The 15,356-nt window shown below is 33.2% G+C and carries 15 protein-coding genes and 1 pseudogene; 7 read left to right on the top strand and 9 right to left on the bottom strand.

What is annotated here, in order from left to right; translation table 11 throughout:
* Position 1 precedes the first annotated feature (1 nt).
* Positions 2 to 1,051: an ABC transporter permease gene (locus tag QMO72_RS00565; protein WP_103268029.1), complete on the bottom strand. Its 1,050-nt coding sequence runs from the start codon at positions 1,049 to 1,051 to the stop codon at positions 2 to 4.
* A gap of 236 nt (positions 1,052 to 1,287) precedes the next feature.
* Between QMO72_RS00565 and QMO72_RS00560 the strand changes: the two genes are divergently transcribed.
* The 4 genes from QMO72_RS00560 (at position 1,288) to QMO72_RS00545 (ending at position 6,413) form a co-directional block, all read left to right on the top strand.
* Positions 1,288 to 2,337, top strand: a complete 1,050-nt coding sequence (locus QMO72_RS00560) for an efflux RND transporter periplasmic adaptor subunit (protein WP_103268030.1) — start codon at positions 1,288 to 1,290, stop codon at positions 2,335 to 2,337.
* 480 nt (positions 2,338 to 2,817) lie between these two features.
* On the top strand, positions 2,818 to 4,245 hold the full coding sequence (locus QMO72_RS00555) for a sugar porter family MFS transporter (protein ID WP_256121782.1): 1,428 nt from the start codon (positions 2,818 to 2,820) through the stop codon (positions 4,243 to 4,245).
* 18 nt (positions 4,246 to 4,263) lie between these two features.
* Positions 4,264 to 5,202, top strand: a complete 939-nt coding sequence (locus QMO72_RS00550) for a sugar phosphate isomerase/epimerase family protein (RefSeq protein WP_103268031.1) — start codon at positions 4,264 to 4,266, stop codon at positions 5,200 to 5,202.
* 35 nt (positions 5,203 to 5,237) lie between these two features.
* A complete protein-coding gene (locus QMO72_RS00545; protein ID WP_103268032.1) occupies positions 5,238 to 6,413 on the top strand; it encodes a Gfo/Idh/MocA family protein in 1,176 nt (391 codons plus the stop codon).
* Positions 6,414 to 6,791: 378 nt separating this feature from the next.
* Here QMO72_RS00545 and QMO72_RS00540 read toward each other — a convergent pair whose 3' ends face one another.
* The 4 genes from QMO72_RS00540 to QMO72_RS00525 are packed head-to-tail and all read right to left on the bottom strand — an operon-like array spanning position 6,792 to position 9,235.
* The gene (locus QMO72_RS00540; protein WP_103268033.1) at positions 6,792 to 7,427 is read right to left on the bottom strand and encodes an ABC-2 transporter permease; all 636 of its coding nucleotides are present in this window, start codon (positions 7,425 to 7,427) and stop codon (positions 6,792 to 6,794) included.
* Positions 7,427 to 8,269 carry an ABC transporter ATP-binding protein gene (locus QMO72_RS00535; protein WP_103268034.1) on the bottom strand — a complete coding sequence of 281 codons (843 nt, stop codon included), beginning with the start codon at positions 8,267 to 8,269 and terminating at the stop codon, positions 7,427 to 7,429. The genes QMO72_RS00540 and QMO72_RS00535 overlap by 1 nt, the downstream gene beginning before the upstream one ends.
* Positions 8,270 to 8,312: 43 nt before the next feature.
* Complete coding sequence (locus QMO72_RS00530) at positions 8,313 to 9,035, bottom strand: DUF3169 family protein (protein WP_103268035.1); 723 nt, start codon at positions 9,033 to 9,035, stop codon at positions 8,313 to 8,315.
* Complete coding sequence (locus QMO72_RS00525; RefSeq protein WP_073505816.1) at positions 9,032 to 9,235, bottom strand: helix-turn-helix transcriptional regulator; 204 nt, start codon at positions 9,233 to 9,235, stop codon at positions 9,032 to 9,034. The genes QMO72_RS00530 and QMO72_RS00525 overlap by 4 nt, the downstream gene beginning before the upstream one ends.
* 363 nt (positions 9,236 to 9,598) lie before the next feature.
* Between QMO72_RS00525 and QMO72_RS00520 the strand changes: the two genes are divergently transcribed.
* From QMO72_RS00520 to QMO72_RS00510, 3 genes are all read left to right on the top strand, one after another.
* Positions 9,599 to 11,425: a DUF8508 domain-containing protein gene (locus QMO72_RS00520; RefSeq protein WP_433963174.1), complete on the top strand. Its 1,827-nt coding sequence runs from the start codon at positions 9,599 to 9,601 to the stop codon at positions 11,423 to 11,425.
* 74 nt (positions 11,426 to 11,499) lie between these two features.
* Entirely contained in the window at positions 11,500 to 11,787 is a 288-nt protein-coding gene (locus QMO72_RS00515) for a ketopantoate reductase family protein (RefSeq protein WP_103268037.1), read from the top strand.
* A gap of 6 nt (positions 11,788 to 11,793) precedes the next feature.
* On the top strand, positions 11,794 to 12,537 hold the full coding sequence (locus QMO72_RS00510; protein WP_286093260.1) for an acetoacetate decarboxylase: 744 nt from the start codon (positions 11,794 to 11,796) through the stop codon (positions 12,535 to 12,537).
* Positions 12,538 to 12,764: 227 nt separating this feature from the next.
* Here the strand turns inward: QMO72_RS00510 and QMO72_RS00505 are convergent.
* The 4 genes and pseudogenes from QMO72_RS00505 to QMO72_RS00490 form a co-directional block, all read right to left on the bottom strand.
* Positions 12,765 to 13,202, bottom strand: a pseudogene (locus tag QMO72_RS00505) (aldo/keto reductase); the annotation flags it as partial.
* Positions 13,203 to 13,209: 7 nt separating this feature from the next.
* A complete protein-coding gene (locus tag QMO72_RS00500; RefSeq protein ID WP_158264616.1) occupies positions 13,210 to 13,386 on the bottom strand; it encodes a hypothetical protein in 177 nt (58 codons plus the stop codon).
* Between the two features lie 237 nt (positions 13,387 to 13,623).
* Positions 13,624 to 14,649: an NAD-dependent formate dehydrogenase gene (locus tag QMO72_RS00495; protein ID WP_103268039.1), complete on the bottom strand. Its 1,026-nt coding sequence runs from the start codon at positions 14,647 to 14,649 to the stop codon at positions 13,624 to 13,626.
* A gap of 166 nt (positions 14,650 to 14,815) precedes the next feature.
* Positions 14,816 to 15,175, bottom strand: coding sequence for a Na-translocating system protein MpsC family protein (locus QMO72_RS00490; RefSeq protein WP_069824725.1), 360 nt, complete (start codon positions 15,173 to 15,175; stop codon positions 14,816 to 14,818).
* Positions 15,176 to 15,356 lie beyond the last annotated feature (181 nt).

Genomic DNA, 15,356 nt, shown 5'->3' with positions numbered 1-15,356 from the left:
TTTAGCCTATAGCTTTCAATGGATCTACTTTTCGAACTGTTAATATTGAAAATAAACTACCAACAATAGATACTAAAATCAACCCTATTCCAAAAAGAATCAATGTTAGTGCATTAAACGCGACCGGAACAGCCGCTGGTATAAAAGCACCAGTAATTAACGTAAGTACTAAACCAATAGCAGTGCCTATAAGGGCAATAATAAATGTTTGTGCTAAAACGACTCTAGCTAAATAGCCATTAGTAAAACCTTGTGCCTTAAGTACACCAAATAAACTCGTTTTTTGTAGCGTAATTACATACAAGAAAATACCAATTACAGCTGCAGAAATAATAAACAAGAAGACGATCATAAAATTCAACGTCGTATTCTGTGCTTGATATCCTGGTAATGCTTCTACAAAGTCTGAAATGGCAACTGCTTCTAAATTATTACTTAAATCTTGCTCTTTCCAATTTTTATCTTTAATGACTACTGCATTTGTCTTATCCTCATTAAACATAGGATTTATCTTCTTCATTGTTTGAGCATTAGAAAACAGTACCGGAGAAGCATTATACTTAGCGCTCTCACTAAAGCCAACGATGGTCAAGGATTCATCTGACTGAGACAATGTTAACTTATCACCTAATTTGAATCCTTTTTCCTTTAAAGTTGTGTCTGCAACGACTTCATTATTTCCCTTAAAAGCGTGACCAGAAATTAATTTAGGCATTAAAAAGGATTTAGGCGCAACGCCAAATAACAGTGCATTTTCTTTTTCATTACCATTGGAAACAATAACTCCTGTTTGTGTTAAATATGCTTCTTTTTTAAAATTTCCATCTACTGCTTTTTTATCAATCACTGACTGCGCTACTGTCTTATTTGCATCTTTATTTAAAATAATAGCGTCTGCATGCCACTTATCTATACCTTCTCGGTTCATATTAATTAACCCGTTCGCTAAGCCCGATAAAAAGAATAAAAGGTAACTAACCATAACTAAAATTCCAATAATTAAGCCGAATTTCAGTTTATTTCTACGTATTTCATTCCATGCTAAGTACATACACTCACCCCTATTAATAAACCTCTATGTTTATTGATATATAATATATTAACTCTAATTATAGATGTAGAACAATTTATTTCAAAATGTTAAAAATTTATTTTGTTAAAAAGTATTATCTACAAAGACCGTATCCTTAAAGTACTCACAAACATTTCAAATGTCTTCAATACAGTTGCAAACAACGTTTCAACTTGTTTTCTATGGGTACTTATCAAGTTGGCAGGTGGTATATAATGAAAAGTAAAAGATTATGGATATTTATTATCATGCTTATTGTATTAATTATTGTAGTGTCCTATTTTGTATTAAAACAAACGCATGTAATAGATCAAAAACAACATAGTTCTTACCAAACTTATACGGTAAAAAAATCAAATGCTTTAAAATTAAAAGGCAAGTCCTCTCCACAAACAATTAAAACTTACCAAGAAAATCGAGAAATTGGAGAATACATACGTCCACAAATTCAAAATAACCAAACAGTACGCAAAGGAACACCACTTGTTTATTACGATACTAATCGTAGTATTCGACCGAAATTAGTTGAAGATGTGAAAAAAATGCAAAACTATATCGAGAGAGATTATGATTTAATTAATAAACATCCTAATAATCAAACATATCAACAACGATTGAGTAAAGATCAGGATAAATTAAGTCAAGCTCAACAAAACTTAACGTTACATGACAACAAATCAAGTAAAGATATCTACGCCACATTTGATGGTAAAGTAAATTATATTAATAAGGATATTGATAAACATGGAAATATTCTCCAACTTATCTCTAATCAACCTCAAATTAAAACGACTATTTCAGAATATGATATAGATAAAGTAAAAGAAGGCGATAAAGTAGATATTTCGGTCAATAAAGGTGAGAAACAATTACAAGGTAAAGTGATACAAATTGCAGATTTGTCGACAGAATCACAAAAAAGTGTCGATCATGCTTCTAAAGACAAGTCAACACCCATTCAAGATGTAAGTAAGCCTTCTAAATATGCGGTAACAGTTGGCAACTTAAATACACCTATTAAAGATGGCTTTACTGTAGACATGAATATTCATGTAAATACAATTCAATTGCCAACAAATGTTCTAACCAAAGATCACAATGTATTTGTAGTCGACGAGCAAAACAGAGTTCACAAACGCGCTATCATAACTGGTCATACAGATGATAAAGTTATCGTTAAACAAGGTTTGAAAGTTGGAGAAAAAATAATTAAGCATCCTAAATCTAATCTTCAAGAAAGTCAAAAAATAAAGCCTTCTGAATAAATAATATATTAATCAAGAATTAGTTTATAACGAACACGCATTTATGATTTAGCGCCTTGTGTTATATCCATATCACATGTGCCCTATTTACATTAATCGCGTGTTTTTTATTTTGCTAATCCATTTTCTACACTTTATGTTATAACAAGCAACCAATAACCTCTTACACATTCAAGTCATTAAAGTTCCTTGATTAAAAATTGTTTTTCGTGAAACATTTTATATAACTATATTTTTGTATATTTTTCGAAATATCTCCCACTTCAAACTTGTAATATTACTTTTTAAATAAAATTTTATTAATCCTCTCAATCCCACTATTTATGAACACTCTCGCATTTTCATTAAATATTAAAGTCATTATAAGCCAAAAAATATTTGACTAGGAAAGCGTTTACAATTATAGTGTTTTTAATAACAACTGTTGATTATATTTTAGTAATTTATTGGGTTTTCTTATAAAGAACGGAGGTTTTAATCATAAAACACTCATCAAACGATATAAAAAACAGAAAGATGCTCAAAATTACAATTATTTCTACATTAGGTGGTTTACTTTTTGGGTTTGATACAGGGGTTATTAATGGTGCGCTACCGTATATGTCACTTTCAAGTCAACTGGATTTAACACCAGCCACAGAAGGCTTAGTATCGAGTTCGCTTATTTTCGGTGCAGCTTTTGGCGCAATATCAGGCGGTACACTTTCAGATACATTTGGCAGGAAGAAAATGATTATGTGTCTAGCTATCATTTTCTTCTTCGCAACAATTGGCTGTGGATTATCACCTAACGTCTTTTCGATGGTCTTATTTCGAATCATTTTAGGTTTAGCTGTTGGTGGTGCTTCAGTGATCGTCCCTACATTCTTATCTGAAATGGCTTCTAAAGAACAACGTGGCCGAATGGTTACACAAAACGAACTCATGATTGTTACTGGTCAACTCACCGCTTATATAGTCAATGCTGTTCTAGGTAATGTCGTCGATAATGAAGGTATTTGGCGCGTTATGCTATTAGTCGCAACTGTGCCTGCAATCTTCTTATGGTTTGGCATGCTCACTGTGCCAGAAAGCCCTAGATGGTATGCAAGTAAACATAAATACTGGCCAGCTTACAACATTTTACGATCACTAAGAGATGAAAAAACGGCAGAAACTGAAGTGCGTGAAATTAAGACGCATATTGATAATGAACAACGCTTAAAATTAGAATCTAGAATCTCATTTAAACAACCATGGGTTCGTCGTATCCTCTATATTGGTATCGGAATTGGCGTCGTTCAACAAGTTACTGGTGTCAATTCAATTATGTATTATGGGACGGAGATATTAAGAGATGCAGGGCTTGCTACCAAAGCAGCACTCATCGGTAACATAGCTAACGGTATTGTGTCAGTATTAGCTGTATTTGTAGGCATTTGGTTATTAGGTAAAGTGGGACGTAAACCTATGTTAATGGTTGGTCAATTAGGCGTGATTTCTACGCTCACTTTGCTAGGTATTTTCCCAATTATATTAGGTGATAGCCCCATATTTCCATATATTGTACTTGCTTTAACCGTGACCTTTTTAGGGTTTATGCAAGGCGCAATCGCACCTGTAACGTGGTTAATGCTCTCTGAAATATTCCCGTTAAAGGTTAGAGGTTTTGGCATGGGTGCTAGTGTATTTTTCTTATGGATTGCTAATTTTTTAGTTAGCTTAATATTCCCTATCCTTCTAGGCAATATCGGTTTATCTAATACGTTCATCATATTTGCAGTGCTTAATGTCATTTCAATTATTTTCGTTAAAAAGTTCTTACCTGAAACAAAAGGCAAATCACTTGAAGATATTGAAGATTATTTCAAATCACAAATGAAAACTAAAAAACAAAATGCGCAAAACATCGTTAAACAATATAAATGATAAGCGGAGGTATGAATAATGAAACTTGCATATTACACAGATAGTCTTCCTCATATGTCACTTGAAGCAGTATTAAAAAAGATTACACAACAAGGTGTCTATCATATAGAACTGGCAACAGGAGGTTGGTCCCCTGCGCCGCACTTAAATCTTAATGAACTTCTATCCAATGATACAGCACGCGCTGACTTAAAATCACTACTCGCTAAGTATGGTGTGAAAATCGTTGCTTTAAACTGCTCAGGTAACCCTTTGGACCCAAGAGAAACTGGTAAGCAACATCGCGAAGTTACACTAAACACATTTAAATTAGCAAAACTTCTCGATGTAAAGACGATTGTTATGATGAGTGGATTACCTCCCGCTTCACCAAATGATGAAACGCCGAATTGGATTACAACCACTGTCAGTTGGCCGCCAGAGTTAAAAGTAGCACTAGATTACCAATGGTATGAAGTAGCTATTCCTTATTGGAAACAGCTCGTACCTATTGCCAAGCAATATGGCATTGAAAAAATAGCGCTAGAAAACCACGGGACACAGCTCGTCTATAATCCAGAAACTTTATTTAAATTAAGACAGGCTGTGGATCCTATGATTGGCATGAACCTAGATCCGAGCCATTTATTTTGGATGGGTGGTGACCCCATTCAATGTGCGCGAAAGCTTGAAGACGCCATACACCACATGCATGGTAAAGATTTGAGAATTGAATCTGGACCCGTTGGTTTAAATACTGTGCTAGAAACAAAAGATATCAAAGATACTAAAAATAGAGCATGGAATTATGTCGCTGTAGGCCATGGGCATGATCTACAGTGGTGGAAGACTTTCTTCTCTGTCGTTAGGATGGTCGGCTACGATGGTTATGTATCTCTAGAGATGGAAGACTTTACAATGTCCGCTGAAGACGGTGTTGACGTGTCTATAGAAGCTTTGCAACAAGTCATTGTGTAATAAAATTATGCTATTAAATGAAGGGAGTTTTTTATATGAATAATGGTGAAAAGAAAATGGAAAGATCTTTGCGTTGGGGTATGATTGGTGGCGGTAGAACAAGTCAAGTAGGATATAAACACCGCAGTGGCGCTTTACGCGATAGAACTTATGAATTAGTTGCTGGTGCATTCGATATTGATAGCGAACGTGGCAAATCCTTTGGTGTGAATTTAGGTGTAGATAAAAATCGCTGTTATGATGATTATCAAACACTAATTGAAGCTGAAGCTAAACGCACGGATGGTGTAGAAGTTGTATCTATTGCCACACCAAATGGCACACATTATGAAATTACGATGGCAGCACTAGAAGCTGGTCTACATGTAATTTGTGAAAAGCCTTTAGTTTTCACAACTAAAGAAGCTGAAGAGATAAAAGCATTTGCTGAACAACAAGGTCTTATTGTAGGCGTCACTTATGGTTATTCCGGAAATTCAATCATCTTACAAATGAGATCTATGATTGAACAAAATAAAATCGGCGACATCCATTTAGTTGAAATGCAATATACACATGGATACGCAGGTAATTCACAAGGAGATAAAGACAACGCTGCACGAAAATGGCGTGTCGATCCTAAAATAGCTGGACCTACATTCGTCATTGGTGACTTATCTATTCATACGTATTATATTTCTAAACTTGTACTCCCTCATTTATCAATCAAGAAATTATTATGTGATAGACAAAGTTTTGTGGGTTCACGTTACCCACTTGAAGACAACGCATATGTATTAATGCATTATGATAATGGCGCAGTTGGACGCATGTGGACATCAGCTGTAGATTCAGGCCAAATGGATGGTCAACGCATCCGTATTGTAGGCTCAACAGGTAGTTTAGAATGGTGGGATAGCGCACCGAATGAACTCCATTACCAACCTCAAGGCGCGCCGAATCAAACTTTATATAGAGGGGCAGAATATTTAGATGACTTAGCTAAACAAAATGAACGTCTCGGCATCCTCCATCAAGAAGGATTAACAGAAGCATGGGGCAACATTTACTTAAATATAGCATTAGCAATTGATGCTAAAAACCGCGGTGATGAAGACACACTCGCTCAACTTATCTATCCTGATATCAACTCAGGTATTGAAGGCGTACGTTGGATAGAAAATTGTGTGGCCTCAGCAGATCAGGGTTCCCAATGGGTAGAGTATCAATAAGTAAAAATTAAAAAACACCTTACCTTTTGAATACTTTCCATCTTATATTCCACTGATTTCGTGGCTCATTTGGAAACATATATTCAATGAGGAGAAGGTGTTTTTTATTTATAATTCATCAAAATACATCTTCATATTGTGCTTAATTCAGCCTGTGTATTGATTAAAACATCGTTTAATATTTCCGAGGAAATATTATGATGTACTAAAAAATTACCTCCAGCAGTATATCCTGAAGAAACGTTTTTCATCTTAATAACTTATTCTAATTATGTATCAACCATTAATATTTTTAGTCCTCAAAGTATAATTATACTAACGTCTTAAGTAAAAATATCTCGATAACTTTAATTAAAGTTATCGAGATGTCTAATAATATTATAATTCTTGTTTATCAAATATTTTAAGTGATAATATATATGAAACTACGAAAAAAGTAACACCAACGAGTGCATAAATACCTGTGACAATATAATTATTCGCTACATTTGCCAATTCGTTTAAAGATTCTTCTGAAGCAATATTAGCCATAATAAATCCAAAGAAGACTAGAAAAAACAGTCCTATCACGATTACGGATGTTGTTATCATTATCACATTTGAATTTTCGGGGCCAAATTTAAATGTAAGTGGAAACATCATTGCATAAGTCCCAGCACCACCAATACCCACAAGTATAGCTATTAGTGTAAGACCAAAGTCTTTATTTATAAGCAAATTAGCCACCACGCCTATAAAAAGTCCTATTAATATGAGCACACCGTAAAAAGCAAAATAACTTTTAATATATGTACTTCGACCAGTTGGTAGAGTCGCAACAAAATACATCCATCTCGAGTCTTTTTCACGCTTAATATTATCAGTTACCGGTGATAAAAGGAAAATCATCGGTAAAAAACAAACCATGATTGGATTAATAAATGCAAAGTATATAGCAGCCAGTATGGCAATAATAGTATAAGTTACAAGTGATTTTTTAGAAGCATAGAAGCTACTCAATAATAAACCTTTCATTACTTTTCACCTCTCATTATTATTTTTGTAGCATCATCAATGCTATTCAAAGCCCCAGCTTCTGGGTATTGTGATCGGTCATTAATTAATGCTATTGTGACATCTTGACGTTTTCTTGAAGCAACGATAATATCTTCAGGGATATTAAATGCTTCTTTTGATTGTTCAATAATGCCATAGTGATTAAGTAAATTCACTTTATTTTCTTCTAATAAAATTTCGCCATCTTTCATAAATACAAGTTTAGTTGCAAGTTGTTCTATATCTTCTGAAATATGAGAAGATATTAAAATGCCATTACCTTCTTCAATGTAATCTTCTAAAATTTCAATAACTTCTTCACGTCCTGAAACATCCATACCTGCTGTTGCTTCATCGAGAATAAGTAACTTACTTTCATGAGACAATACAATCGATAATGCAACTTTCATACGCATGCCACGTGAAAAAGATTTAATTTCGTTTTTTAACGGAAGCTCAAATCTATTAATAAAAGAAAAAAACTTGTCACTGTTCCAGTTTTTGTAAATTTCACCAAACACTCGGTTCATATCTGTGACATTTAGTTTATTTGGTACACGTAAATCATCAAAAACCACGCCTAAATTTTCTTTATAATCATTATCAGTTTCAGTGATGACATGATCAAAAAATTTAATCTCACCTGAATCTTTATAGCGATTACCAACCAACGTGTTTATTAATGTTGATTTACCTGAACCATTTTTTCCGATTAGTCCAACCACTTCATGAGGTGCAATCGATATCGATATATTTGATAGTTTAAAATTCGAATTTTTATATGCTTTATTTAAATTTTGTACTTCCAAAAGTTGTTTCATTCATATCCTCTTTCTGTATTTTATATTTTGTCATATCACGTCACTATTCTTGATAAAACTTACGTACTTTTAATAAATAACCAAATGCATTATAAATAAAAAGTATAATAAGAATAATTAAACCAGCTGATTGATTTATACCAGTGATTAAAGAAAATAATCCTAATATCATCCCTCCAAGCATCACTAATATCAAGTTCATGCAGTAAATTTTATATATGGATACGAGTGTAATATGGCGCTCACCTTCGTCCATAATATTGAGTATTTTTTCTGTATATTGCGCTTCTCCTTGTTTTGGATAACGACTATCAAATTTCCTTGCAAAGAAACCAATCATTAGTGATGGAATTATTGTAATTATGTAAGGAATAATAGAATAAAAAATATCATTATCAGAAGACCCTATCATTACTAGAATCATCATATTTATTAAGCTAACAAGAATTTGGATATAGTAAATCGTGCTTGTTCTGAGAAGTTTTAAGTTCGCTTTTTCTTCGAATGTATCTGTCTGCGAACCTTCTATATCTTCTTGAGTTTTCTTTTTATACTTAAGCGCATCTTTTTGAACTTTATAGAGGAATAATGTCAGTATAATATTAATTATTGAAGTAATAAGACAAGTAATTACTGTAATTCTATGGCTATCAAAATCAAGCTGTGACAGAAAAATATTATGTTTAAACATGCTCATAGTAGCACCTATAATGCCTCCAATAATAGCTCCTATGAGAGACAGAAATAAATAACGTTTTACTTTCATAAATCTTCCTCCTCAATGATAAAAATATTTTCAACAGGTTCATTAAAAATGCGTGCAATTTTTAATGATGTTAGTATTGATGGCATAAAATCGTTACGTTCTATTAGGGAAACCGTTTGCCGAGATACACCAGCTTTTTTAGCTAATTGGGTTTGATTGTAGCCATCACGAGCGCGTAATTCTTTAAGTCGATTTCTCAACATATATCAACTCCTTAGGACTAATATATATTACTTTAATATTTTTGACAAGTATAGTTGTCAAAATGACGTTTATAATTGTCAATTGTATTAGTCTTGATGTTAATTGAATATAAGCAATTACCGTTCTATAGATGTAAAAATTTAATAAGAATATATCTATGATGATAAGATTATTTTTGTAACTATTATCGTCATAATATTGTTTCAAACTTCATATAAATTTACCTCATCTTAATATTCTCATCCAATTACCTTTGGTACAATATATTAAAGTTTAAATTTTAAGGGGGACGCGTTTTGAAGAAGCTTACATGGTTGATTATTGCATCTATAGCTTTGATGTTACTGGTACCGAATACAATGCACGCAAAAGCTAATCATAGTTCGACTACGACAAAGGAAGCCGGAATGAAAAATGTATCTATTCATGATATTCAAGGAGAAGGTCATCAATCACCTTACGACAATAAAAAACTCAATAATATAGAGGGAATAGTGACTTATAAATATAAATTAAATGGAGCAAATTATTTACATATCCAAACGCCTGATAGTAAAAATGATGATAACCCGAACACCTCAGAAGGGTTAATCGTCTATATGGGGAACCAAGACTATAATACTAAAGTTGGTGATGCTATAAAAGTTACTGGCACCGTAGATGAATATCATATCGATGGTTATAGCGACAAAAGTAAGACTGACTTACCTGTAACTCAAATCAACGCACGTGATGATAAAGGCGGTAATATTTCGATTGAATCCCACAACCAAAAGCTGCCAAAACCTTATGTCATTGATAAAGTACCAAATAAAATTTCAGCAAATGATCAATTCCAAACATTTGACCGTAATCACTACGCCATTGACTTTTGGGAATCTTTAGAGGGTATGCGTGTCCAAATTGGTGATGTCAGAAGTGTTTCACCTCAGGAACACGGGGAGGTCTTTACTGTGAGCGATGACCAACCGCATGAAACAAATCATGGTGGTATCCGATTAAAAGAGAACAATCAACATGGCGAACGTATCCCACTTAAAATATATGACAATAAAGCAGCACGTGATTTTGATGTAGCTACTGGTGATAAATTTAAAGGCCCAATCATTGGTTATGTAAATTATGGATATCAAAACTATAAATTGAATGTGGATTTTGATGAAATAAAGCAAGCTCATATTAAAGGTGATACTAAACCGACAGCAACTTCTCTAGAGCCAAGCCAACAAAAACTCAATGTCGCTTCATATAATCTAGAAAATTTCTCAAATAATGCTAGTTCCACCACAGACGATAAAGCACAAAAAATAGCAAAAGGTATTACAGAAAATATGAAGAATCCTGATATTATTGGCGTTACAGAAGTACAAGATAACGACGGCCCTAAAGAAGGTGGCCCTAAAGCGAATGAATCTTATGAACGTTTAATTCATAAAATTGAAGCATCCGGTGGACCAAAGTATAAATACGCCAATATCGACCCTGACATGAATGAAGATGGTGGGCAGCCAAACGCAAATATTCGTGTTGGTTATCTATACAATCCGAAGCGAGTCCAATTTGATAAATCTATTAAATCTGGAGATGCCGATACTGCTGTATCTTATGAAGATGGCAACTTAACATTAAATCCTGGACGTATTGATCCGAACAACTCTGCTTTTGATGATTCTAGAAAACCTTTAGCAGCTCAATTTAAATTTCATGGAGAACAAGTTATTATGCTAGCCAATCATTGGAATTCTAAAAATGGCGATACGCCGATGTTCGGTAGTCAACAACCACCAGTGTTAAAAAGTGAGAACCAACGTGTTGAAATTGCTAAAGTAGTAGGTCATTTCATCGAGCAAGTTCATAAAGATAATCCTGACGCGAATATCATATCTGTAGGTGACTACAATGATTTCCCTTGGTCAAAACCACTGAAAACATTAGAAAGTTATAATATGACAAATATGATTAACAGTGTGCCCCTAAAATCGCGCTATTCATACAACTATCATGGTAATGCTCAAACACTAGATCATGTACTCGTATCAAATCATCTAGCTCAATTTACAAAATTAGACGCCGTGCATGTAAACAGTGATTTTACCGATATGTCCGGTCGTGCAAGTGACCATGATCCTTTAGTCGCAACAATAGATTTGAAACAAGCGCATCAAAATGATAAGAACAAAAAATAATAATAAATAACCATACTGTATCCAACGATTGATATAAAAGAAGAATCTATGCCAATCATATAAAATTTGCACACATGGCTAACTATCCCATAGATGATTTTGAAAATCATAATAAACCTGAAAAGCTCAATTCCTTCATGCAACCTAGTAAAAATTTAGAAGCAAGTATGTTACAAGATTTAAGAAAACAGCGACAGACTGAAATTAATGATATCAATGGATTAATTGTAGAAATTGGGGAAAAAGTAAAGATACCTACACCTTTTAATCAGAAAATTGTTGATATTGTAACCACAGCATCTCAAACCAATCAACTTCCCGAATTCGAAAAAACTTTAAAGAGTTTATTACAAAATGTATAGAGGTGAATCACTTTGAGAAAAGAAGATGTAAATCATATCATTACTACACCAATAAATGCACCAGCATTTGCACCAGTCAATCCCTTTTTTAAAAACAGAGAATTTGTACAAGTGTTATATGAAACTGACATAGATGCTTTAAAAGCAGTTGTGCCTGAACCGTTAAAAGTAATAAGCAATTTAATTAAATTTGAAGTAATCCATATGCCTGATAGTACAGGCTTAGGAGCTTATCTTGAGGCAGGTCAAGTCATCCCAGTTGAATACAATGATGAAGAGGGAGAATTCTATTTAAGTATGTACGTCAATAACCAAGCAGCCATTACTTCAGGTCGTGAAATTGCTGCCTATCCTAAAAAAGCCGGTCAACCTAACCTATACACCGATAACGATGTCGTTGTTGGTACTCTAGATTATGGGTCATTACGTGTGGCTCAGATAACTATGGGTTATAAATACTTTCCCATAGAGAAACAAGAGGCTCAACATATTATATCTAAACCTCAATTTATGTTAAAACAAGTACGCGATTATGATGGAAATCTCGAAAAAAGTGAACTTACACGTAGTCAAATCACAAAGCTAGAAATCAAAGAAGCCTACCGTTCACCCGCAAGACTCCAATTATTTGAACATGTTATGGCACCATTAGCAGACTTTCCCGTTCATAAAATCGTAGATGGACAACACATTATTGCAGATTTATATTTAGATCGACCAAAGCCCATATTCAACTATTTAAGTGACTAGCTCTCAAAAATAGAGTGAATTAAATTTATGTTAAAACGTGATAGTTAATATCATTCAAAAGTGAAAAACGTTTTGGGCTGTAATTTCCACTCGTCATTAGACTTCGCGAACAATAACATCAGACAACCCGAAGACTTACTTTGTGTCAAATCAGCATTTTTCGCCTTTATTATCCTTTCAAGTTAAAAGCCAAGCTAAAGGTATTCAAACCTTTAACTTGGCTATATTTATATCTGCACGTCTAATGTTCTAGCGGAGAGTGATTTAATCATCTCTGGAGCTGCATGCGAGAAAAATCGACCGGCTTTTACATCTAATTTAGCAATTTGCTCTTTATCTTCTTCTGTTAATTCAAAATCAAAAACATCTGGATTTTGAGCCATGCGTTCTAGATTTACAGATTTAGCTCATACCACAATGTCACGCTCTACTAACCAACGTAAGACGATTTTTGCAATAGATTTATGATATTTATCACCTATTGCTTGCAGTGTTTCATTTTCAAATAGCTTGTTACGACCTTCAGCAAATGGTGCCCACGCTTCCACAACAACATTTTCTTTTTGTAGTAAATAGACTTGTTCATTTTGTTGATGGAATGGATTGATTTCAATTTGGTTCACTTGAGGTTGTACATTGTTGATGATTCTCAAATTGATGATCTTTTTATAGTTATTTTGCATTTAATTTATGGCCTTCAAAGCTATGTTTTTGAATGCTTAATCTAATAGAAAATGGTATTAAATTATATTTATTTGTATATATTTTTAACTTCAATTCTCGTGATTCATCATTATAAGGTTTTACAATTGTAAAACCTACAAATAATAAAAGTATTATTTTTTTCACTTAATTTTTCCTTTATTGCAGGTATCTCATTAACACAAATATATAAGTTAGTATTGAACGGTAATGAGGTTATACTTAATCGCACACCTCTCTATCTCTAGTCATATATTTCTATTTCGATCTGCTATTGTTTTTTAATATGCTCTCCACAATAAAAAGCCATCTTAATATTTAAAGATGGCTTTTTAGCACTATTAGTTTTTCTTTTTTGCCTAAATGAATGGCAAATCAACCTATTTATTTTGCAGTGTAACTTTTACTTGTAATTTGTCCACCATTAACAATAATATCTTTATCTTGGAAAGGTTCATTTTTAAAGAAACGAGATAAAATATCTTTCACGCCTTCTTCAATACGTTCTTGCGCTTCTAAAGTCATTCCAGAGTAATGTACTGTCATTGCATTTCTAGGCATTGTTCTCCATGGATGATCAGCTGGTGCTGGTTGTGGATACCATACGTCCCCAGCATAACCTTGAATATGCTTAGCATTTAAAAGCTCTACTAGATCATTAGTATTTACAATTTTACCTCGTGCAGTATTTACTAAATAGCTACCAACTTTCATGCGACTTAATACATCATAATCAAATAAATTATCTGTATCTGGTGTTAAAGGAGCATGAATTGTAATGGCATCACTTGTAGATACTAGTTCATCAAAGTTAACGAATTTAGAATCTTTGTTATCTTTCTGATTGATTGGATCATAGTGTTGGATTTTAACATTAAATGGTGCAAGGCGTTCAGCAATGAGTTGGCCAATTCTACCAAAACCAAAAATGCCAATCGTTTTATTTTGTAATTCATGTGCATGGTTTCCAACTTTAGATAAATTCCATTCACCTTCAACTGATTGACGATGACCTTCTTCATAATTACGTAACAAAATGAGTAAATCCATTACCGCATGTTCTGCCACGCTCACTGTATTACTACCTGTTACTTCAACTACACCTACATTATTTTCACTAGCAGCTTGTAAATCGACATGATCAGAACCAACTCCAGCTGTAATCGCCAATTTTAAATGCGGTGCTTGTTCGATACGTTCTTTAGTCATATAAGCTGGATAAAATGGTGCACTAATAACAATATCCATATCTGTTAAGTGTTTATCTAAGTCCGCTTCATTATCCGTTAATATCACAAGTTCATGTCCTTTTTCTTCTAAGAATGGTTTTAGACCAATCGCTTTGTTCGTATTCAGTAATTGATTGTCTTGGCCTTCTACAGATTCTGGAAATAATGCTACTATTTTCATTAATAATCTCTCCTAAATTTTTGATTTTTTAATACTTACTTCATGCTGGTGATTACTATGTTTCCTTAACACAAAAAAACTCGCTACTATTTGCACATACCACCTCCTTGAATGATTAATTCAAAACGTAGTTAGCAAACAGCACCGAGTACCTTACACCATCTATTTATTCTATTGATTTATCGAATACAAATATGGATACAACCTCATCATCAGTTAAATCAATATCTGTAAATAATTTAATAAATTTAGCTTCAACCAATGTTTCCATTTCATCTAATTTAATATCACTATATAACTGTTTTATCTTTTCAGTACGGTTATAATGTAACATGGCTTCATTGCGTTTATCGTTTAAGTAAAACATTTCAACTTTACTTAATGCGCCTGTCATATAAGCAATAGCCCAATTCCCTCTAAAAGTAACTTGAATTCTTTCAGGCCCTTTTCCTACATGTTGCTTACGATAAGAACGAATAAGATTAGAAAATTGTTGTTCTTTTTTGTTAGTGTCTATATTGTTCACCTTCTTCAAAAGTAACAAGAGAACTATAATTCAACTTAGATTATACACCTCTTAATAAATAATTCAAGAAAATATCACACGAGTATTAATATTTCTTATTGAAATTATTAATAATTTAATGTCAAAAAAACTTTTATTTATTATATTGCTGAAAAAATAAATAACATGATTAACTCTAAGT

The sequence above is a fragment of the Staphylococcus casei genome (genome assembly GCF_030294405.1).
GTDB classification, from domain to species: domain Bacteria; phylum Bacillota; class Bacilli; order Staphylococcales; family Staphylococcaceae; genus Staphylococcus; species Staphylococcus succinus.
This window is presented reverse-complemented; position numbering and strand designations above follow the sequence as displayed.